The 21,270-nt window shown below is 71.7% G+C and carries 15 protein-coding genes; 7 read left to right on the top strand and 8 right to left on the bottom strand.

Annotated features, from left to right (window positions below; translation table 11 throughout):
- The first annotated feature begins 131 nt into the window (after positions 1-131).
- Both HHX35_RS21095 and HHX35_RS21090 read left to right on the top strand, forming a co-directional pair.
- Complete coding sequence (locus HHX35_RS21095; RefSeq protein ID WP_220505701.1) at positions 132-1,226, top strand: glycosyltransferase family 2 protein; 1,095 nt, start codon at positions 132-134, stop codon at positions 1,224-1,226.
- A gap of 2 nt (positions 1,227-1,228) precedes the next feature.
- Positions 1,229-1,393: a hypothetical protein gene (locus tag HHX35_RS21090; RefSeq protein ID WP_169981784.1), complete on the top strand. Its 165-nt coding sequence runs from the start codon at positions 1,229-1,231 to the stop codon at positions 1,391-1,393.
- 46 nt (positions 1,394-1,439) lie between these two features.
- Here the strand turns inward: HHX35_RS21090 and HHX35_RS21085 are convergent, their stop codons facing one another.
- Together HHX35_RS21085 and HHX35_RS21080 are read right to left on the bottom strand one after the other, a co-directional pair.
- Positions 1,440-2,099 (bottom strand): response regulator transcription factor, encoded by a 660-nt coding sequence (locus HHX35_RS21085; RefSeq protein WP_182900473.1) that lies wholly within the window; start codon positions 2,097-2,099, stop codon positions 1,440-1,442.
- A 1-nt stretch (position 2,100) separates the two neighbouring features.
- Positions 2,101-4,089 (bottom strand): sensor histidine kinase, encoded by a 1,989-nt coding sequence (locus HHX35_RS21080; RefSeq protein ID WP_182900472.1) that lies wholly within the window; start codon positions 4,087-4,089, stop codon positions 2,101-2,103.
- 152 nt (positions 4,090-4,241) lie between these two features.
- On the opposite strand from HHX35_RS21080, the gene HHX35_RS21075 reads away from it, so the two are divergent.
- Positions 4,242-4,907, top strand: coding sequence for a hypothetical protein (locus tag HHX35_RS21075; RefSeq protein WP_182900471.1), 666 nt, complete (start codon positions 4,242-4,244; stop codon positions 4,905-4,907).
- 59 nt (positions 4,908-4,966) lie between these two features.
- Here the strand turns inward: HHX35_RS21075 and HHX35_RS21070 are convergent, their stop codons facing one another.
- Together HHX35_RS21070 and HHX35_RS21065 are read right to left on the bottom strand one after the other, a co-directional pair.
- Entirely contained in the window at positions 4,967-6,394 is a 1,428-nt protein-coding gene (locus HHX35_RS21070; RefSeq protein ID WP_182900470.1) for a hypothetical protein, read from the bottom strand.
- A gap of 265 nt (positions 6,395-6,659) precedes the next feature.
- Positions 6,660-7,970: an MFS transporter gene (locus HHX35_RS21065; protein WP_182900469.1), complete on the bottom strand. Its 1,311-nt coding sequence runs from the start codon at positions 7,968-7,970 to the stop codon at positions 6,660-6,662.
- 148 nt (positions 7,971-8,118) lie between these two features.
- On the opposite strand from HHX35_RS21065, the gene HHX35_RS21060 reads away from it, so the two are divergent.
- Positions 8,119-11,730, top strand: coding sequence for a hydantoinase B/oxoprolinase family protein (locus HHX35_RS21060; RefSeq protein WP_182900468.1), 3,612 nt, complete (start codon positions 8,119-8,121; stop codon positions 11,728-11,730).
- Positions 11,731-11,943: 213 nt separating this feature from the next.
- On the opposite strand, the gene HHX35_RS44700 is transcribed toward HHX35_RS21060, so the two are convergent.
- Complete coding sequence (locus HHX35_RS44700) at positions 11,944-14,025, bottom strand: cellulose binding domain-containing protein (RefSeq protein WP_182900467.1); 2,082 nt, start codon at positions 14,023-14,025, stop codon at positions 11,944-11,946.
- Between the two features lie 128 nt (positions 14,026-14,153).
- Positions 14,154-14,633, bottom strand: coding sequence for a hypothetical protein (locus HHX35_RS21050; RefSeq protein WP_182900466.1), 480 nt, complete (start codon positions 14,631-14,633; stop codon positions 14,154-14,156).
- A 70-nt stretch (positions 14,634-14,703) separates the two neighbouring features.
- Here HHX35_RS21050 and HHX35_RS21045 point away from each other — a divergent pair, with 70 nt between their 5' ends.
- Positions 14,704-15,693: a YafY family protein gene (locus HHX35_RS21045; RefSeq protein WP_182900465.1), complete on the top strand. Its 990-nt coding sequence runs from the start codon at positions 14,704-14,706 to the stop codon at positions 15,691-15,693.
- A gap of 63 nt (positions 15,694-15,756) precedes the next feature.
- Here HHX35_RS21045 and HHX35_RS21040 read toward each other — a convergent pair whose 3' ends face one another.
- The gene (locus tag HHX35_RS21040) at positions 15,757-16,329 is read right to left on the bottom strand and encodes a TetR/AcrR family transcriptional regulator (RefSeq protein ID WP_220505700.1); all 573 of its coding nucleotides are present in this window, start codon (positions 16,327-16,329) and stop codon (positions 15,757-15,759) included.
- 69 nt (positions 16,330-16,398) lie between these two features.
- Here HHX35_RS21040 and HHX35_RS21035 point away from each other — a divergent pair, with 69 nt between their 5' ends.
- Together HHX35_RS21035 and HHX35_RS21030 are read left to right on the top strand one after the other, a co-directional pair.
- Positions 16,399-17,364, top strand: a complete 966-nt coding sequence (locus HHX35_RS21035) for an SDR family NAD(P)-dependent oxidoreductase (protein ID WP_259405273.1) — start codon at positions 16,399-16,401, stop codon at positions 17,362-17,364.
- A 669-nt stretch (positions 17,365-18,033) separates the two neighbouring features.
- On the top strand, positions 18,034-19,482 hold the full coding sequence (locus HHX35_RS21030; protein ID WP_182900463.1) for a hypothetical protein: 1,449 nt from the start codon (positions 18,034-18,036) through the stop codon (positions 19,480-19,482).
- Positions 19,483-20,357: 875 nt separating this feature from the next.
- Here HHX35_RS21030 and HHX35_RS21025 read toward each other — a convergent pair.
- Positions 20,358-21,203 (bottom strand): HD family hydrolase, encoded by an 846-nt coding sequence (locus HHX35_RS21025; protein WP_182900462.1) that lies wholly within the window; start codon positions 21,201-21,203, stop codon positions 20,358-20,360.
- Between the last annotated feature and the right edge of the window lie 67 nt (positions 21,204-21,270).

Raw genomic sequence — 21,270 nt, 5'->3', positions numbered from 1 at the left:
AGTCGGAAATTCTGACCAGCCCGCCGGAGAGCGGGCGCGGTCACGGGCCCGATGCCGGACACCGCGGACACGCCGCCAGACCGGTCCGCCCGGGAAACCTCGCGGAGGTCCGCACGGGCCGGCACCGGGCCGTGAAGGGCGCCGACGGCAAGCGGGATCTTCCGGAGGTCGACCCCTCGCGCATGTACGTCACCGTGCTGGTCCCGGCACACGACGAAGAGGACCAGATCGCCGAGACGATCACGTCGCTGCACGGCCAGCGGCGCAGGCCCAACCGCGTCATCGTGATCGCGGACAACTGCACCGACAGGACCGCGGACATCGCACGCGCGCACGGCGCCGAGGTGATCAGGACGGTCGGCAACCGCCACAAGAAGGCGGGCGCGCTCAACCAGGTGCTCGAAGTTCTGCTGCCCCAGCTGGGGTCCCGGCATGCCGTGCTGGTCATGGACGCGGACTCGGCGCTGGATCCCGGTTTCATCCACCACGCCGTCCTCCGGCTGGCCACCGGCGAACTGGCCGCGGTGGGAGGCACCTTCACCGGCAAGCCGGGCGGCGGGCTGGTGGGCATGTTCCAGCGCAACGAGTACGCGCGCTACGCCCGGGACGTGCGGCGACTGCGCGGAAAGGCGCTGGTGCTCACCGGGACGGCGACGCTGTTTCGCGCGCTCGCGCTCAAGGAGGTCGTCAGGGCCCGCCGCGGTGGTCGTCTCCCCGGCCGCGACCAGGTGTACGACGTGCGCGTCCTGACCGAGGACAACGAGCTCACCCTGGCGCTGCTACATCTGAGGTTCCGCATCCTGTGTCCTGCGGAGTGCACGCTCACCACCGAGGTCATGGAGACCTGGAAGGACCTGTTCAAGCAGCGGCTGCGGTGGAAGCGGGGGGCGCTGGAGAACCTCACCGACTACGGCTGGACGCGGGTCACGTTCCCCTACTGGGGCCGTCAGCTCCTGTCGCTGGTCGGGATCATTGTGATCTTCGCGTACCTGGGCGCCACGGCCTGGTCGATCGCGGTCACCGGCACGCTCGAGTTCCATCCGCTCTGGGTGGCGGTCACGGGCGTCTTCATGATCGAGCGGATCGTGACCGTACGGAGCAGGGGCGGCGTGCAGATGGCCGTCGCCGCCCTGCTGATCGTCGAAATGATCTTCGATGTCTTCCTGCAGATCACGCAGGCGAAAGCATTCTGGGACGCCGCATGGCGTCGGGAAAGGAAATGGTGAACATGTACAACAACCCACCCATCGGGGGCGTCGCGGCGGGCTTCGGCGGTGCGGCGCTGACCGCCCCGTTCATGGGCTGGAACGCGCTCTGGATCGCCCTTGGCCTGTTCACGCTGGTCTCGGCGGCGGTGGCGGTCAAGCGGATCATCCCGAAGCGCGGGGCCTGACCCACCCCGCTCCCTCCGTAGAGCGCTGGGCCGGCCGAACGCCGGCTCAGCGCCCGCCGGGCAGGCCGGCGCCGAGCCCGGCGTCCCTGGCCCGGGCCACCGCGGCGGCCCGGTCGCCGACGCCGAGCTTGCCGTACACCGAGCTGACGTAGTTGCGGACTGTCTTGTCCGAGACGTAGAGCCGGGAGGCGATCGCGGCGTTCGACAGCCCGCGCGCCATCAGGTCGAGGATCTCGACCTCGCGCTCGGTGAGCTCGGGCAGGACGGGGTTGGCGACCGGCCGTCGGGACTCGGCGCCGACGAGCCCGGCGAGCGCCCGGGCGGCGTTCCGGCCGAAGTAGGCGCCGCCGTCCCGGCACGCATCGAGCGCCCGCAGGATCTCGGCCCGGCCCGCCCCCTTGAGCAGGTAACCGCGCGCGCCCGCGCGTACGGCCGCCGCCAGCGACTCGTCGGACTCCAGCATCGTCAGCACCACGACGGCCACGTCCGGAAGCTCTGCGCGCAACCGCCCCGTGGCCTCCACGCCGTTCATGACCGGCATGTGAAGGTCCATCAGGACGACGTCGGGCGCGAGCCGGACCGCCAGTTCGACGGCGGCCGCGCCGTCACCCGCCTCGCCCACGACCGTCACGTCGGGACGGCCGGACAGCGCCGCGATCAGCCCCTCGCGGTACATGGGGTGGTCGTCCACGATCAGCACGCGCATCTCACACCTCGACTCTCGGCAGCCGCACGCGGATCTCGGTGCCGCCTCCAGCCGGGGCCAGGATCTCGCATTTCCCGTCAAGCTGGGCGGCGGCCTCGGTCATCGACTCCAGGCCGACCCCTGCGCGCCAGCCCGGGGCGGAGCCGGTCATGCCGACGCCGTCGTCTCGTACGGTGAAGTGCAGCGCGCCGGGAGACAGCGCCACATCGATGTCGCAGCGGCCGGCGCGCGAGTGCCGGGCGGTGTTGGCCAGCGCCTCGCCCACGATGCGCAGAGCCGCCGCCTCGGTGGCGGCGGGAAGCGGGGGCAGGCCCTGCGCGGGCAGGTTCAGCCGGACCGCGAGGCCGGGGCGGTCGAAGGCCGCCGCCTGTGCGCGGAGCGCCTCGGCCAGGCCGAGATCGTCGAGGGCGGACGGGCCGAGGCCGTCCACGATCCTGCGGACGTCGCTCACGGCGCCGGCCAGCCACACGGCGCAGCGGTCGGCCAGCTCACCCGCACCGTCCGGGTCGTCGGCCACCAGGTCGCGGATGGTCTCCAGCTGCAGCTGTACGGCCGACAGGCTCGGCCCGAGATGGTCGTGGAGGTCGCGGCGCAGCCGGCGGCGTTCCTCGGCGCGCGCGGCCACCAACGCCCGGCGTGACCGGTCCAGATCCGCGGCGAGCCGGGCGGCGTGCGCCGCCGCGCCCGCCTGCCGGGCCAGCACGTTCAGCAGCCGGGCCTCGGCGGGGCGGAACTCACCGGCGCGCGGCCGGGTCAGCACGAGCTCTCCCACGGCCTCCCCGGCGTGCACCAGCGGCACCCGCACCGGGTCGGCGCCGACGTCGTCCCCGTGGCGGGACTCCGGCCCGTCGAGCACCAGCACCCACACGACCGGCACCCGCAGGATCCTGGCGACGTCCCCGGCCAGCCGTTCCAGTGCCTCGGCGGGGGCCGCCGCCGTCTCCAGCGTCGCCCCCAGCCGCCCCAGCGCGTCGTACGGGTCGGCCGCGTCGCCGTACAGCAGCCGCCGGACGCCCCGCTGCAGCAAGCGGTGGACGGGAGCCACGCTGATGGCCACCACGGCCGCGGCGACGAGGGGAGCGCCGAGGCTACGGCCCAGCAGGTCCCCGAGCAACGCGACGACCACCGTGTAGCAGAGGGCGATCTCGGCCGACATGAGCGCCCAGACCAGGCCGCGGCGCAGCACGGTCTCCATGTCCCACAGCCGGTATCGCTGGATCGCCGCCACCACGGAGACCGGCAACGGCACGGCGGACGCCGCCAGCAGCACCCCCGAGCCGCGCGCCGGCACCGCCTGGGCGGCGGCCAGCAGGAGCAGCGTGCCGGCCATTCCCGCGAGGACCCAGGCCAGCCGGCCGCGCTCGTCGCCCTCGGCCCGGCGCAGGCGTACGCCCAGGGAGGCGAGCCCACCGAGGGACGCCACGGCGATCAGTGCCAGGCTGACCGGCAGCAGCGCCTCGGCACCCGCGACTCCCAGAGGGTTGGCCAGGCCGCTTTCGGCCAGCGCCGGGTCGTCGCCGTGCTCCCAGGGCAGCAGCGCCCAGGCAGCCGACCCCGTCGCCGCGGCCGCGCAACCGGCGTACATCAGGGGGCGGAACACCCGCGACGGCCGTTCCCCGGACGGCAGCCAGTAGGGGACGACGGCCGCCACGATCACATAGGCGGGCAGCCAGCTCCAGGCCGACAGCCACAGCACGGCCAGGTGGCCGGGCCAGTGCAGCACGGCCGCGGTGGCGGCGTACTCCGCGGTGAGAGCGCCGGTCGCGGCGCTCACGCTCACCGCGAGGAAGAGCCGGCCCAGGACGGCCCGACCGCGCCGGATGAGGAACGCGCCGGGCGGGCCGTACACGAGAGCCGTCACCGAGATCCACAGCCAGTAGTCGTCGGCGAACCCCGCCGGCGACCGCAGCCGCAGTCCGAACGCGGCCAGGGTCGCCGCCGCGGCGGCTCCCGCGACCGACTCCCCGATCAGCACCGTACGCGCATGCATGAGGTGAATTGTCCGTTATTTGATGTCCCGTCCGCATGGGACAAATCGTCCTTATCCCAGAAGGGGGCGGCGGGCTCAGGCGGCCCGGGACAGGGCCGCGTCAGTGTTTCGGCATGCGGCGGACGGGCCGCCACGCACGAAGGAAACACGTCATGAGAACCAACAAGCCCTACCTGCTCGCCGCGGCGGTCCTCGCCGGCCCGATCGCCGGAGTGGTCTGGCATCTGGTCGACACGGTCGGTCTGCCCCGCACCGACGCGGCGGACTACCTCGCCCAGGTCGCCGCCGGCCGGGACGGCTACGCCCTCGGCACCCTGCTCTACATGATCTTCGTCGGGTGTTCCATCCCCGGCGGCGTGGCGGTCGCGCGGGTGCTGCGCGACCGGGCGCCACTGGCCGGGACGATCTCCGGGCTGCTGCTCGCCCTGGCCGGGGTGCTCGGCCTGATCGTTTCCGGCATGCGGCCGGTGGTGCTGGGCCTGGCGCCCGAGGGCGGCGTGGCCGCCGAGGCCGTCGCGGCGTACGGGAGATACCAGGGCTCGGCGTGGTTCGGCGGGATCATGCTGCCCATGCTGGCCTCGGCCGTGGTCGGGCTGGTCACGCAGGTCGCCGCGATCCTGCGCACCGGCGCGCTGCCGCGCTGGACGGCTCCGCTCCTGGTGGCGGGTTTCGTCCTGTCCAGCGGAGAGTTCTCCCTCGCCGTCACGGTGGTGGGCGCGCTGGTCCAGCTCGCGGGCACCGTGCCGCTGGCCGCCAGGCTCCTCGCGGGCCCCGAGGCCGCGAGCGAGGCCGAGCCCGCGCCGGCGGTCCTCGCCTGAGGCCGAGACGGCGGAAGGCCCCTCCCGTCGTGTGACGAGAGGGGCCTTCCGTCTGCTGATCAGGGACGGACGCCGTACAAAAGACGCCTGCCCACTCCCGGGAACTCGGTGACGGACCAGAGCATCGGCGTGCTCGTGGCCCGGTGCCAGTAGAGGTCCTGGACGCCCGCACCGGCGTAATGACGGAATACCGTCGCGCCCGGCCGGGTCACGAAGCGCCCGGCGCGGTCTTCGTGAGGACCCGCGGCGGTGATGACTCCGTGACTCGTGGTGAACTGGTACCTCCCCTTCCAGGACACGCCGCCCTGCGCGAAGCGGACCGGCTGGCTGAACACCTCGGTCGGCCTCGCCGTGCCGCCGGAGGTCCGCAGACAGCCCCTGGTGCAGGGGATGTTGTCCGGCATCAGCGGGAAGCGCGCCACCCGTCCCTTGCCGCAGGCCGAGCTCGTGCACCACTCACCCGTGAGAAAACTCGGCGGCGAGGTGCTCCTGTCGAGACCCGCGTACGTGTAGCAGGGTGGGTAGTGGAGGTCACCCGCCCGGCACTTCTGCGGCGTGGTCAGAGGGCCGACCGACGGCCGCCAGATGCCGCGCAGCGGCAGGATGAAGCGGTAACCCTTGGAATAGAACCGGCCCTTGTACAGGCCGTAGGGGCGGGTGGCGGCCTGCGGCGACGTCAGATCGGCCCGCGGGCTGAGCGCCAGGTCGATCAGGTTGTGCAGGTCGAAGACGAGTATCCCGTTGAACTCATGCCTCGGGCCGTCGTCCGCGACCAGAAGGTACTGGTGATACCAGATCAGACCGCCCGCATGGGTCGGCACCGAGTCGAACGTGACCCCGTTCTTCCCGTATCGCGGCAGCGCCAGCAGCACATGCTGATAGCGGTGCGCGAAGGACCCCATCGGCGCCTGCTCGTCCAGGAACGTCACCCTGGAGGCGATGGGCGTCCTGTTGGTCGCGCTCGCCCGGCGATACCAGCCGAACGCGAAGGCCCGCTCCCCGTCGACGACCCCGTTCGCGTTCGCGTCCCAGGTGCCGCTGACTCCCTGGGGATACCACCTGTTCGTCGTGGAATCGACGGTGTTGAGGCAGATCCAGTAATCGCTGCGGACCGGATACGGGCCGCCCAGCGCGCCGTGGGAACGCCTCGCCTCCGGACAGCCGACGGGACCGCTCAAGGCGGTGTGGCCGGGCTGGCCCAGCAACTGGGAAATGTTCGTGTACCGGTACGCCTTCGGCAGGGCGAGGGCACCGCGCAACTGGGTGATGAGCTGCCGGTACGACCTCTTGTCGGGGCCGATCTCATCCCAGCGCATCGAGTAGAGCGTGTTGGTGTTCGTGCCGAGCTTCGTCATCGGCGTCGGATGGTTCGACGGATCGTGGGCCTGCGGCACACCGGCCGCCGCGCCCTGGCTCGTCGCCAACGCCGCCGTGAGCACGGCGGCGACCGACGCCGCCATCAGCGCGCGAAAGGGACGGGATCTCACGTGTTCTCCTGACTGGCCCGGATGATTTCGGGCGCGCTTGTCCGCAGGACGGTGCTGATGCAGTTGGAATGCGCGCGACGGCGAATCGTCTTTCATGCGCGTCCGGCCGCGCCGATTGCCCTGGCGGCCATGCGTCGAAACATAGCAATGGCAGGTCAGGGCATGCGTGCCGGATGAAGTGCGCTCGCCTTAATGAAACTGCAAACAAACGAGGCGAAGGTGTTTGGTGCCGCTCGTTCGTCGTGATGTGGCCGGACTTGTCTTTTCAGTCGGAGCCGGTTTCTGCGGGGTGGGCGCCGTGCCGCACGGTCTGCTCGTGCCGTACGTCGGCCTCCTGCGCGACCGCCCGGCCCCCGCGCAGGGCGGCGGTCGCCGTCGCGACGGCGGGGACCAGGATGACCGCGGCCGCGATGTTGACCGCACGGAAGCCGCCGGCGGCGAGGATCGGCCCGGCCAGCGCGGCCGCAGCGGCGCCCGCGTAGTTCATGCCGGCGTCGGTGGCGCCCTGCAGCGGCACCCGGACGTGGTCGGCGGCGGTGCCGGTGAGCAGCGCGGACGCGGAGATCACCGACGCCGACCAGCCCACGCCGAGGACGGTCAGCGCGAGCGCGGTGAGGGCGCTGCCCTCCGCGGCGGAGGCGGCCACGAAACCGAGCACGACGGCCGTCGCGAGCATCAGCATCCCGGCGCACGCCATGCGGACCGCGCCGAGCCGGTCGGCCAGCCAGCCGAAGACCGGGCTGAGGGCGTACATGCCGAGCACGTGCAGGCTGATCACCACGCCCACCAGCTGCAGTGACATGCCGTGGTGCTGCATGTGCAGGGGCGTCATCACCATGACCATGACCATCATCGCGTGCGCCACCGCGATGAGCACGACCGCGAAGCGCGCCGCCGGGTCGGCCGCCGCCCAGCGCAGCGCCGCCACCGCTCCCACTGCCCGGGTGCTCTTGTCCGCCTCGCCGGCGGCCGGCGCGGACGACCGTGCGGCGGGCCGGAGGAACACCGCCACCACCGCGCCCGCCAGGGCGAAGGACACGACCGAGAACACGTAGGGGCCGGTGAGGCCGGGCAGCCCGAGCCACCGGCCGAACCGGTCGGCCACCTCGCTGAGGTTGGGGCCGGCCACGGACCCGATCGTGGTCGCCCAGATGACGATCGACATCGCCCTGGCCCGGGCGCCGGGAGCCGCGCCGTCCGCGGCGGCGTACCGGGACTGCAGGTTCACCGCCTGCCCGACGCCGAACAAGGCCAGCCCGGTCAGCAGCACGACGAGCTGTGCGACGACGGCGGCCGTGACGATCAACGCGCCGCCGAGCACGGCGATCGCGTACCCGAGGGCGAGCGAACGGCGCCGGCCGTGCCTGGCCGCGACGCCGGCGAGCGGCACCGCGGCGACCGCCGCGCCGAGCACGCTCGCGGCCTGTCCGAGCCCCGCGAGGGACGTGCCGCCGAGCCGCTCCAGGAGCAGCCCGCCGACCGCGATGCCGGAGGCGACCGCGACGCCGCCGAGCAGGTTGCTGGTGACGAGGGCACCGATGACCCCGCTGCGCTTCACGCTCCGCTCGGACAGCACTGCCGGAACCACCTTTCCGTCACGTCCGGTCCGGTGTGATCCGGAAAACGACACCTGATGATATGTCCGACGTGAGTCGATGACTCTCCCTCGAGAGCCGAAGCGCGGCCCTGATACAAGGGATGTACGGGCGTGCGGAGGGGGTCCGATGCCTGGAGACCGGTGGCAGTTCTGGGTGGACCGCGGCGGGACGTTCACCGACGTCGTCGCCCGGCGCCCGGACGGGCGGCTGGTGACGCGCAAGCTCCTGTCGGAGAACCCCGCCCGCTATCCCGACGCGGCGGTGGCGGGCATCCGCGCCCTGCTGGAGGTTCCCGCGGGCGAACCGATCCCGGTCGAGCGGATCGAGTCGGTGCGGATGGGCACCACGGTCGCCACCAACGCACTGCTGGAACGCCGGGGCGAGCGTACGGCGCTGGTGATCACCAAGGGGTTCGGCGACGCGCTGCGCATCGGCTACCAGAACCGCCCGCGCATCTTCGACCGGCGGATCGTGCTGCCGGAGATGCTGTACGAGCACGTGGCCGAGGTGGACGAGCGGATCACCGCCGACGGCACGGTGCTCCGGCCGCCCGACCTCGAAGGGCTCGCGCCGCGGCTGCGGCGGCTGCGCGAGGAGGGCGTCCGGGCGGTCGCGGTGGTCTGCCTGCACAGCCACCTGCACCCGGCGCACGAACGGGCGATCGGGAGCCTGGCCAGGCGCTCGGGCTTCGCGCAGGTGTCCTGCTCCAGTGAGGTCAGCCCGCTGATGAAGCTGGTGCCGCGCGGGGACACCACCGTGGTCGACGCCTACCTTTCTCCCGTCCTGCGCCGGTACGTCGAGGCGGTGGCCCGGCAACTGCCCGGCGTACGGCTGATGTTCATGCAGTCGAACGGCGGGCTGGCGGAGGCCGGGCACTTCCGCGGCAAGGACGCGATCCTGTCCGGCCCGGCCGGCGGCATCGTCGGCATGGCGCGCATGTCCCGGCTGGCCGGTCTCGACAAGGTGATCGGCTTCGACATGGGCGGCACCTCGACCGACGTGTCCCACTACGCGGGCGCGTACGAGCGGGTGGTCCAGACCCAGGTGGCCGGCGTGCGGCTGTCCGCGCCGATGATCGCGATCCACACGGTGGCGGCGGGTGGCGGGTCCGTCCTGCGTTTCGACGGCGGGCGATACCGGGTCGGCCCGGACTCCGCGGGGGCCGACCCCGGCCCGGCCTGCTACCGCAACGGCGGCCCGCTGTGCCTCACCGACGCCAACGTGATGCTCGGCCGCATCCAGCCCGGCCACTTCCCCGAGGTCTTCGGCCCGGACGGCGACCTGCCGCTGGACGCGGACGAGGTGCGGCGGCGGTTCGCCGAGACGGCCGCGGACATCCGCGGGCGCACCGGCGACGAACGCGACCCCGAGCAGGTCGCCGAGGGCTACGTGCGGGTCGCGGTCGAGAACATCGCCAACGCGATCAAGCAGATCTCCGTGCGGAAGGGCCGTGACGTCACCGAGTACGCCCTCACCACGTTCGGCGGGGCCGGAGGGCAGCACGCCTGCGCGGTGGCCGACGCGCTCGGCATCCGCACCGTGCTGGTGCCGCCGATGGCGGGTGTGCTGTCCGCCCTGGGCATCGGGCTGGCCGACACGACCGTGATGCGGGAGCAGTCGGTCGAGGCCCGGCTGGAGCCCGCCACGATCCGGCGCCTGACCGGCCTCGCCGACACCCTTGAGGCGGCGGCCCGCCGCGAACTGTCCGACGAGGGGGTGCCGGACGGGCGGATCCGGGTGACCCGGCGGGTGCGGCTGCGCTACGACGGCACCGACACGTCGCTGCAGGTGGACCTGGCCGGGACGGACGCGATGGTGACCGAGTTCGAGGCCGCCCACCTGCGGACGTACTCCTTCCTCATGGACCGGCCGCTGGTCGCGGAGGCGGTCTCCGTGGAGGCGGTGGGCCTGACCGAGCAGCCCGACCTCTCGGACCTCGCCTCCGCAGCCGCCGCCGGGGCGCGGACGGCGATCACCGTGCGGATGTACACCGGCGGCGTGTGGCGCGAGGTGCCGCTCTACCGGCGGGAACGGCTGCACCCCGGAGACACGCTCGGCGGCCCGGCGATCGTGGCCGAGGCCGACGCGACCACCGTCGTCGACGACGGCTGGCGGGCCGGGGTGACGCCGTACGGGCACCTCCTCCTCGAGCGGGAGCGGGCGCGCCCCCGGGCCGCCGGCGTGGGCACCGAAGCCGACCCCGTGATGCTTGAGGTCTTCAACAACCTCTTCATGTCCGTCGCCGAGCAGATGGGCGCCCGGCTGGGGGCCACCGCGCAGTCGGTGAACATCCGGGAGCGGCTCGACTTCTCCTGCGCGTTGTTCGACTCCGGCGGCGACCTCATCGCCAACGCGCCGCACATCCCGGTGCACCTCGGGTCGATGGGCGCGAGCGTCAAGGAGGTGGTGCGCCGCCGCGGCGGCGGGATGCGGCCCGGAGACGTGTACGCGATCAACGACCCCTACCACGGCGGCACCCACCTGCCGGACATCACGGTCGTCACCCCCGTCTTCGACGACGCGGGCCGGGAGATCCTGTTCTTCGTGGCCTCCCGCGGACACCACGCGGAGATCGGCGGGCTGACGCCCGGCTCCATGCCCGCGAGCAGCAGGAGCGTGCGGGAGGAGGGCGTGCTGTTCGACTGCCGGCTGCTGGCGGACCGTGACGGCCTGCGCGAGAAGGAGACGTGGCGGCTGCTCACCGAGGGGCCGTACCCGTCCAGGGACCCCGCGACCAACCTGGCCGACCTGCGCGCGCAGATCGCCGCGAACGCCAAGGGCGTCGAGGAGGTCGGCGCGATGATCGGCCACTTCGGCCTCGACGTCGTGCGGGCCTACATGCGGCACGTGCAGGACAACGCCGAGAGCGCGGTCCGCGCGGTGATCGACGCCCTCAGCGAGGGCCGCTACCGCTATGAGATGGACTCCGGCGCCGTGATCTCGGTGGGCGTCTCGGTGGACCGCGCCCGCCGCACCGCGACGATCGACTTCACCGGCACCTCGCCCCAGCTCGGCACCAACCTCAACGCGCCGTCGGCCGTGGTCGCCGCCGCCGTGCTGTACGTCTTCCGCACCCTGGTGGCCGACGAGATCCCGCTCAACGACGGCTGCCTGCGGCCCCTGCGCATCGTCGTGCCCGAGGGGTCGATGCTGGCCCCAGCGTACCCCGCGGCCGTGGTCGCCGGCAACGTCGAGACCTCGCAGGCGATCACCGGCGCGATCTACGCCGCGCTCGGCGTCCAGGCCGAGGGGTCGGGGACGATGAACAACGTCAGCTTCGGCGACGAACGGCGCCAGTACTACGAGACCGTCGCCTCGGGGTCCGGGGCGGGAGACGGATTCGACGGGGCGGCGGCGGTGCAGACCCACATGACGAACTCCCGGCTGACCGACCCCGAGGTGCTCGAATGGCGGTTCCCCGTGCTGCTGGAGGAGTTCGCCGTCCGGCGCGGCAGCGGAGGCGCCGGACGGTGGCGCGGCGGGGACGGGGCCGTGCGCCGCATCCGGTTCCGTGCGCCGATGACGGTCAGCGTGCTGTCCGGCCACCGCCGGGTGCCGCCGTACGGCATGGCCGGCGGCGCCCCGGGCGCGCTGGGCGTCAACAGGGTGCGGCGCGCGGACGGGAGCGTCGTCCACCTGGCGGGCTGCGACTCGGCCGGGGTGGAGCCGGGCGACGTGCTGGAGATCGAGACACCCGGCGGCGGGGGATACGGGCCCCCTGACGGCGGCCCCTCCTGAACGCGCTCCCTCAATGGGCTCCGCCCTCCTCGGCCTTCGCGGCGAGGAGGGCGGGCTTCCAGCGGTTTCGCCGTTACCACACCGGGCGGCTTTTTTCTGGCGATGGGCCGCGGGGTTCGCGCCTGACATGGCAGGCGCTTGCTCAGGAGTCTCTCATCCGGCCCTCACGGCCGGGTGCAAGACGGCTCCATGATCACTCCAAGAAATCGCCGGTCACAGCGTCGAGCAGACCGTGCCGTTCAGGCGGAACACGGTGGGAGAAGGGTAGGCCCCCTCGTTGGCGCCGACGAACCCGACGGTGACAGAGCCGCCCGCCGGGATCGTCCTGGTCGTTTCTCCTGCTTGCTCACCGGGGACGACCCGCACGTCCTGTCCTTCGGACGTCCACGTGCCGCCCGACCCGCTGGAGACCCGCTCCCCGGCCACCGGGAACCGGAACGTCAGCGCCCAGTCCGTGAGATCGGCCGCGCCGCGGTTGGTGACCGTCACCTCGGCGATGAAGCCCCGCCCCCAGCCCTGCGTCACCCGGTAGCGGACCGCGCAGGTGCTGTCCGGCGGCGTGGGGGCGGTGAAGGTCACCGGCGCGGACGGCCGCGACAGCCGCCCGGCCCGGTCCCTGGCCAGCACGTTGACCGTGTAGGAGGCGCCGGGCTCCAGGTCGCGCAGCGTCAGCGAGGTGCCCCGGGTCGTGCCCAGCAGGACGGCGTCCGTGCCCGTCTGCCGGTACACCTCATACCTGTCCGCGTACCTGTCGACGGTGCGACCGGCCGGCGGCCAGCTCACGGTGACACCGCCTGGGACGCCGTCCGCCGTCGGCGTGCCCGGGGCCGGTGCGGGCCTCGGGCCCTTCGCCGCCCGCACGGTCATGGTCGTGATCGAGTACGGCGGGAGCGTCCGCGTGTACGCGTCGCCCTGCTCGGCCCGGACGAGCGCGGTGGCCCCCCTCGTGAAGGTGTACGTCACCGGGGCCCGGCCGGAGGGGGCGAACCCGGTGTAGCGGAGCCGCACGGGGTAGGCGGTGGCCGGATCCTTGTTGATCATCACGACGGCCAGGCCGCCGCCGGCCTGCCGTACGGCGTGCACGGCCACCTTCGGCTGGTCGGAGGCCGCCCTGACCAGGTCGTCGCCGGGGCGGGCGGCGGTGCCGAGGATCTCGATGCCGTGATAGGAGGGGAACGGCGTGTTGAGCGGGGGCTCGCAGACGCCGTCGGCGCACTGGCCGAGCGACAGGAAGCCGATGTCCTGGAAGTCGGTCTCGCCGTCGATCGTGCTGATCCTCTCGACCGCGTTGTGGGTGTCGAACCAGTCCACCGTGAAGACGCCGTTCTCCAGCGCGGTCAGGTAGGCGTCGGCGGCGAACAGCCCGGCCGCGTGCACGTTGCGCCCGATGTTGGAGGCGACCTCGGTCAGCGCGAGCGGCACGTCGCGGCCGCCCAGGGCGGCCACGTCGGCCCGCACCTGGGCCAGCATCTCGGCGAGCCCCGGCGGGGACGCCAGCAGCTTGGCGACGTCGCCGGTCGTGTCCGGGATGCTCGTGCCCGGATACCAGTGCACGGTGAAGAAGTCGACCTCGGAAGCCAGAGCCGGGATGACCGTGTGATTCCAGCCGGCCGAGTCGCCGGCGGCGACCACGCCGTCCGGCCAGCTCCCGGGGATGGTGAGCACCGCCCCGACCTTGATCGTGGGATCGACGGCCTTCATCGCCCGGACGAACTCGAGCGTGGTGCGGGCGTACGCCGCGGGGCTCTTGTCCGGGTGGTCGTCGGTCTCCCAGGTGGCGCCGTAGTGGCCGTTGCCGTAGAGCTCGTTGCCGACCTCCCAGTACTTCACGCCGTACTTCTTGGTCTTGTTGGCGTAGCGGACCCACCCGGCGGCCTCCTCCGGGGTGCCGGTGCCGTAGTTCGCGATCACCACGGCCTGCGCGCCGGCCGCCCTGACCGTGCCCATGAACTGGTCGAACCCCGTGCCCGGGGCCACGGTCCCGCCCGGCGCCGTGTGGGTCTCCCAGTGGTAGAGGTCGCCGTACGACCCGCCGGGATAACGCACCGCGGCGATGTGCGCCCGCTTGTACAGCCGCGCCACCTCCGGGTCGTTCATGTGCGGGTCCCAGATGGCGGCGTTGGCGCCGTACGCCGCCTCGTGGAGGGTGCCGAGCCCCGCGTTCGCGTTCACCGTGATCTCGACGGCTCCGGCCTGTCCCGGTGGGGCGGGCGGCGGACTCTGGGCGGGGTCCGCCGCCGCGAGCAGGGAGGCGGCGAGGAACGCAGCGAGCGGAACGGCCAGGGCGCGGTGCATCGATCACTCCGGTGTCGAAGGGGGACCGGTTCGTGGAGCCAGGCCCCGACGATCATCCGCGGTGATCTCCCGGTCAAGTGCCCGGGGCGTCACCCCTGATCACCGCGCTCGTCTCGATCGTGGTTCTTTCATCGACGGCCTCCCGTCGTGCCCTCGGGGAGCGTGTCGGAGAGGTAGGCGCCGAGGTCGGGGTCGTCGGGAGCGAGCATGTGCCGCACCCACGCGTCGCGTTCGTGCAGGATCGGCGGCAGCTCCCAGACGCAGCCGATGAGCGGGCGTTCCAGCCGGATGAAATGGGTGGGATCCCGGTCGGGGCAGCCCAGCACGGGCTGACCGGCCACCGCGTTGCCGTAGTGCAGGGCGTTGTCCCACGCCCAGGTGTAGGCGTTGATGTAGGCCCCGTCGTCCCCGCCCCGGTGGAGGACGACGAAGGCGGCCGGGGGCGTGCCGTCCGGTTCCGGCAGCAGCTCGGGCAGGACGGCGTACGCCGCCTTCTCGACCTCGGGGTCGATGCCGGCCGGGTCGGCGGTGACGTGGTAGCGCTTGACGTGGTAGCCGCTCACCTCGATCGGGGGCGGCACGAAAAGCAGTTTCTCCGCGAAAGCCATGACGGGCACGGTAGGACCGGTTCGCTGACACCTTCTGGCAGTGGAATCGTGACCGTGGAATCCTGACGCTGTGCGCGCGTCCCGGCTGCTGTCGATCCTCCTGTTGCTGCAGTCGCGCGGCCGGGTGACGGCCCGGCAGCTCGCCGAAGAGCTGGAGGTGAGTGTTCGCACGATCTACCGGGACGTCGAGTCGCTGCACGCCGCCGGCATCCCGTTGTACGGCGAGGCCGGGCACGAGGGCGGCTACCGGCTGTTGGACGGCTTCCGCACCCGGCTCACCGGCCTGACCGAGCGGGAGGCCGGGGCGCTGTTCCTGGCCGGGCTGCCGGGACCGGCCGCCGACCTCGGCCTCGGCGCTCTGCTGGCCGCGGCGGAGCTGAAGGTCGAGGCCGCGCTCCCCGCCGGGCTGCGGGAGGAGGCGCGGCGGGTGCGGGAGCACTTCCATCTCGACGCGCCCGGCTGGTACTACGACGGCGACCGTTCGCCCTACCTGCCGGAGATCGCCGAGGCCGTCTGGAACGCCCGGGTCGTCCACGTCCACTACCGCCGCTGGGCGGAGCCCTGTGAGGTCGAGCGGAGGCTGGAGCCGTACGGGCTGGTCCTGAAGGGGGGGAAGTGGTATCTCGTGGCGCGGTGCGACGGCGCGTTGCGCACCTACCGGGTCGGCCAGATCCTCGCGCTCACGGTGACCGGTGAGACGTTCGCGCGCCCGGAAGGCTTCGACCTGGAGGGACACTGGCGCGAGCATCTGGCCGGCTTCCGCTCACGGCTGCTGCGGGGGCACGCGGTGATCCGGCTGTCGCCGCGGGGCCGGGAGCGGCTCGCGGAGGTCATGAGCTCGGCCGTCGCCGGGGCCGTGGACGAGTCGGCGGGCCCGCCGGACGAGCGGGGCTGGGTGACCGCCACGGTGCCCATCGAGTCGGTCACACACGCGCGCACGGAGTTCCTCAAGCTCGGGGCCGAGGTGGAGGTCCTGGAGCCGGCCGAGTTGCGGCGCGAGATGGCGGCGGCCGCGCACGCTCTCGCGGCCCTCTATCCGCCGCCCGCGTCCCCGGAGTAGAGGACCTCCGGCAACCACTCCGCCTGCCGTTCCAGGTGGAACGGCGCACCGCCTTCGTGGTCTTCAGCGCAGCAGGAGATCGATGGCTACCTCCAGTCGTTCGAGGTAGACCTCCCGTGATGCGACCTGATGCTTGAGGCCGATCGATGCGCTGATCATCGTCTGCGCAACGGAGGGAGCCGCCTCTCGTCCCGACTTGATGGCGATCGCGTCTGTGATCAGTTCCTCGAAACGTCGCCGCGGGGTCTCGGCGATCTCTCCGAGGAGGTCGGGATTGTCCTCGATGACCATCGTGACATCGCTCGTCAGCGGGCCGATGTAGCGGCCCGCCCACTGATCGAACGCTTCGACGAGACGCTCCGAAAGGGGTCGGCCGGTGTCGGCCAGGACGTGTTCGACCGCTGTGATGTCGCGGTTCAAGGCCTGGGTAACCGCCGCACGGAACAGAGTCTCCTTCGAGGAGAAGAGGAAATAGAGCCCGGGCCGGGAGATGCGCGCCGCCCGCGCCACCTCCTCCATCGAGGTCTTCCGGTAACCGAATCGCGCGAACGTGGCCATCGCGGAGTCCAGAACCACGGTCCGACGGTCGGTGTCGGCGACTGTCGACGGCGGGTTGCCGACCTCGGGACTGCTCATGAGGTGAGCATACGAGCGAGCGGCGTACTATACAAATACAGTCTAGTGCGTATAGTCACTGCCGTGACCATGCGCAAACTCATCTCCACGGCCTTCACCTCCTCCAGCACCGGGGACGAGGTGCTGCGGGGCGTCGACCTCACCGGCGTCCGCGCGATCGTGACCGGAGCCTCCTCCGGAATCGGCGCCGAGACCGCTCGTGCGCTGACCTCTGCCGGAGCGGAAGTAACGCTCGCTGTCCGGAACACGGCCGCGGGTGACGCCGTCGCCGAGACGATCGCGAAGTCGACCGGAGGGATCCGGCCCCGAGTCGTCCGGCTCGACCTCGCCGACAGGGCCACCGTCACGCGATTCGTCCAGGCGTGGGACGGTCCGCTTCACCTGCTGATCAACAACGCGGGCGTGGTCACCGGCGGCCTCGAACGTACGCGTGAGGGCTGGGAGCTGCAGTTCGCGACGAACCATCTCGGCCACTTCGCCCTGGCCATCGGCCTTCACGACGCCCTGGCCCTGGGAGCGATCGACCGTGACGGAGCACGGATCGTCTCGGTCAGTTCGACCGCGCACATGCGTTCCGGCATCGACTTCGACGACCTCCACTTCGAGCGTCGCGGCTACGACCCGCAGATCGCCTACGCCCAATCGAAGACGGCGAACTCTCTGTTCGCCGTCGAGGCGACCCGCCTTTGGGCCTCCGACGGCATCGTTGCCAACACGGTGAACCCCGGCGGCGTCGCGACGGGACTGCAACGCAACTTCACAGAGCAGCAGAAGGCGTCGCTCGACGCGGCCGAGGCCGCCGGAGTCTTCACCTACAAAACGGTCGAGCAGGGAGCCGCCACCAGCATCGTCGCGGCCGTCGCCCCGGAGTTCGCTCACTCCGGAGGCCACTACCTCGACGATTCACAAGAGGCTTACACCGTGCCGGACGACGCCGACCTCGCGCAGCACCCGCACGGTGTCAAGGAATGGGCGCTCGACCCCACCGCCGCCAAGCGCCTCTGGACGGTCTCGACCGATCTGCTCCGCGGCTGACCTCTCGACGCCGCAGCAAGCGACAGGAGTCAGCCTGCCTGGCCTCGAAGCACACAGTCAGCAGGCTGTTTCATAGGTCGGTGCAAGACCTCGGACGGGTGAAACGCAAGAGCCATGATCCGTCCGGCGTGGTGTTCACCGTGCTGGCCGCCCTGTCGGGGATGGAACGCGAATACATCCGCGATCGCACCCTGGAAGGCGGCGAATCCGCCCGAAAGATCTGCCGGACACTCCGTTGCCGCAGGTCAGATGCTACTTCGTTGGAAATTTCTTCATTACTACCGGGACCCCGAGCGACAGGAACAAGACCGTCAACCGGTGGTGCCGGCATCGTGAGGCCGCCACGCGGGTGAAGGTCGAGCTGTACCGGCCCCTCACCCACCTGGAGCAGTGGGTGCCCCTTACGTTCGTGGCCCCTCTACGCCGTCACCCTGGCCGCTCGCCTGCTCCGCTGACAGGGGGAATTGCCCGAGCCTTTCGGTGGCATTCCCTCCAATTGCGGCGGGTCCGATAAAAGCTGATACCAACTTGGCGAGCGCCCTGACAGAGTGCGGTCCGAGTTCTATCCTTGACGGCGTCACTGACAAAGTTCTCGCGATTGCGGGAGAAGAAGTGCCCAAGACCACGCGTACGCCGCGAAGGGAGAAAGCGCGAAGCGAGGGCGCGCGAGTGGACGGGCTTCGTGATCCGGATGTCGAGACCTTCGTCGGCGCGATGGGGACGCGCATGCGCGTGGACGCCGAGACGGTCGGAGTCGACCTCCGGACCCTGGAGATCCAGGTAAGACTGCACCTGCCCCGGTTGAGCAGGCCGGCCATCGCCGGCTGGTCTCCGGACAAGGTGTACGAGGAGATACGGTTGCAGGCCGTCATCCGGGCGGCCCAGGTGCGCCAGTCCGCGGAGGACGCCGCGTACCAGGCCCACGCCTCCGTCCTCCTCAACGTGAACAAGGCGCACCGGGACCTGAGCCTGTCGTTCGGCGACGGCTACCGCACCCGCCTGCGCTTCGCCGAGGTCAGGCCGGGCATCGGCCATCTGGTCCAGTCGAGACTGCACTACCTGCACAGTGAGAGGGCCGACACCGTCCTCCAGTTCGGGCTCTTCCTGCCGGGCGCGACGATGCCGATCACGTACGTCGCCTTCTCGCGATGCGACCGCCAGTACGTCCTGGACGCGCTCACCGGGCACGGGCTGGACGTGAATCCCGACCGGATAATGGTCCTGACAAGAATGCACGGACTGGCGGGAATTCCGGCGAACCTCATGAGCCTGACCATCGCCCGCGCGGTCCGGGAGATCAGGGCGGAAAACGCCGGGGATTATGTCATAACGGCATACAACCCCATGCTCGGTTTCGACGGCACCTCGTTCCTCGCGTCGGGATTCAGGCCGATCGCCCTGTCACCCGTGGCGTATCGCTACGACGACAAAGGCCTTTTCCAGACACGCCGGATATCCGGGGCGTCGGTGCCGCAACTCCTGGACACCCCGGACAACGTGCTCATGGTCCTCGGCGCCACCTCGGCCGCGAAGCGGAGCGTCGGCGGGATCGAGAGCCTGATCAGGGTGTCGCGCCGGACCCACTCGGGCGGCGACCACGTGAGACCCGTCAAGGCGGACTTCACCTCGCCGCAGTGGACGGACCGCCTGCTCGGCTACCGCCGGATGCTGGAGTCCTGCTGGTCGGACCGGACGGTCCATCCGCGCTATCAGGAGTCGCCGGTCCCCGAGGGCGACCCCCGGGGCCAGTGCGGGGTCACCTCCGTCTGGCTCGCCCGCAGGCTCCGCGCCGACCTGCTGCTCGAACCCGTCTACTGCTACGGAAGGCTGCGGGTCGGCCGTGACGACGCCGAGGACGTGAGCCACCACTGCTGGGTCGAGATCGGCCCGGCCCACGACCCGCGGCGGTTCGTCATCGACCTGACCGGCGACCAGTCGGACGGCGTACGCGAGCCGATCATCCTGGGCGAGCACCGGGCGCTGGCGGACCGGGGGCTGCGGTACGAGACCGCGGCGAGCCTGCGCCTCGACGAGCTGCCGAAGGACCGGGTGTGGCCGCGCTTCCTCGCGCTCGACGACCGCCTGCGCGACCTGGACGAGCTTCGGAGGCGGACGTGATCTCGGGCCTGAACATGGCCGGGGTCCGGCCCTCGGTGCTGCTGCTGTCGTCCGACAGCAGGCGGCGGTACGCGGAGGACGTCCTGAGGGCGCTGGCCCTGCCCAGAGGGGCGATCATCCAGTTCCGGTACGAGACCGACTACGTGGCGGGCGCCCTGCAGCAGGCGATCGCGAACGGCTCCGCGGTCGGCCGGCGGTGCCTCGTGGCCTTCCTCGCGGACCGGGAGTCGCCCGAGACGGAGCCCTTCGTCGTGCCCGTGCGCTTCGCGACGGTGGTGGCGACCGCCTGCGTGGCCGACATGGCCGTGTTCCGGCTCAGGGTGGACGACTACGCGAACCTGGAGGAGTTCCCGCTGGCCGAGGCGGACATCAGGGCCAAGGGCGGCTGGTTCGTGGACAGGCTCGCGGAGGCCAACGGCGGGCGCTGGTATCCGGCCACCACCCGCTTCCCCGACCTCCACCTGCACGAGCGGCCGGGCGACGACCCCGCCGTGTGGCTCGGGGTGGCCCGTCGGCTCGCCCGGCATCCCACCTACAGGTCCTCCTACTTCGTCCGCACCGAGGAACCGCTGCTGGGCGGGGACAGGACGGGCACGCTCGACGCCGAGGGCCGGCTGCACCTGAGCGACGGCGACTCGGTGAAGATGCGGGTCAGCTTCTACTCCGACGGCTACACGCCGACCGAGAAGCGGCTCGTCTGCACGACCGACGGCACCTTCCTCAAGATCGCGTCCGACGACTCCTACGACGTGGCGTCGCGATACGACACCGTGGAGTTCTGGCTGCGGCCCGAGATGCTGGGCTTCGACGCGCTCGCGCGGGTCGGGATCACGCTGGCGGCCGACACCCGGGCGGGCCCGATGCCGGGAGGCGACTCACTGACGACGAGCGCCGGGTTTCCTGTGGTCGTGCGCCGCTCGCGGTCGCGCCTCCTCACGCGGGTGTCGGCCAGCGCGGCCGGGGCCGTCCTCGTCGCCCTGCCCGCCGTGCTCGGGCCGGGCGTCGGCCTGCCCGTGAGGGTGCTGTGCGCCGTCTGCGGAGCGGCCCTGCTCGCCGTCGCGAACATCGTCATCTCCCACGCCAGGTGACGCCCCATCGGAGAACAGGTGCGGGCGCCGCGCGAACTCCCGGCACAGCTCGTCGAACAACGGCAGCAGTGCCGGGCAGCTCATGCGTATCTTCCGCCTGGCCGTGATCTCGGTGTGCTTGTACGCCGCCCAGGTCGGCCGCAGCGGGTGGTGGTCGGCCAGCAGGACGTTGACGTGGGGGAGCAGCTTGTCCAGCGCGTAGACGAACCTGCTCTCCGGGTCGCGCTGCGCCTTGTAGCCGTACAGGTCCTCGACGAGCCAGGGGAACGTCCCGCCGAAGTCGCGGGTGATGATCTCCCGTGCCTCCTCCTCGCGTACGGCCTTCTTCTCCCGTTCCGCCGGGTCGGCGTAGACCGAGACGTCCCCCGCGTGGACCTCCGGCAGGTCGTGGACCAGCGCATACCTGGCGATCCTGCCCGGGTCCAGGGCCGGGTCGATCAGCGGGGCGAGGCAGACCGCGACCAGGCCCAGGGCGAAGGAGTGCTCCGCGTCGTTCTCGCGCCGGGTGACGTCCTGCGGCACCACCGAGGACCGTTCGATCACGCACGGCGGGAAGACCAGTTCGCGCATGAGGGCCATCAGAGTGTTCGCGCCGACCGGGGAGCCGGTGTTTTTCGCGTCGTCACTCGCCATCGGGCCGCCCTCGCATTGTTCGCCCGTACGCGGCCACGGCGTTTCGCGCACGGCCTGATTCCCAGCG

Origin of the sequence: Microbispora sp. H10830 (genome assembly GCF_014161375.1) — a bacterium.
GTDB classification, from domain to species: Bacteria; Actinomycetota; Actinomycetes; order Streptosporangiales; family Streptosporangiaceae; genus Microbispora; species Microbispora catharanthi.
Note: the sequence above shows the minus strand (reverse complement) of the source record. Positions and strands in the feature narration are given on the sequence as shown.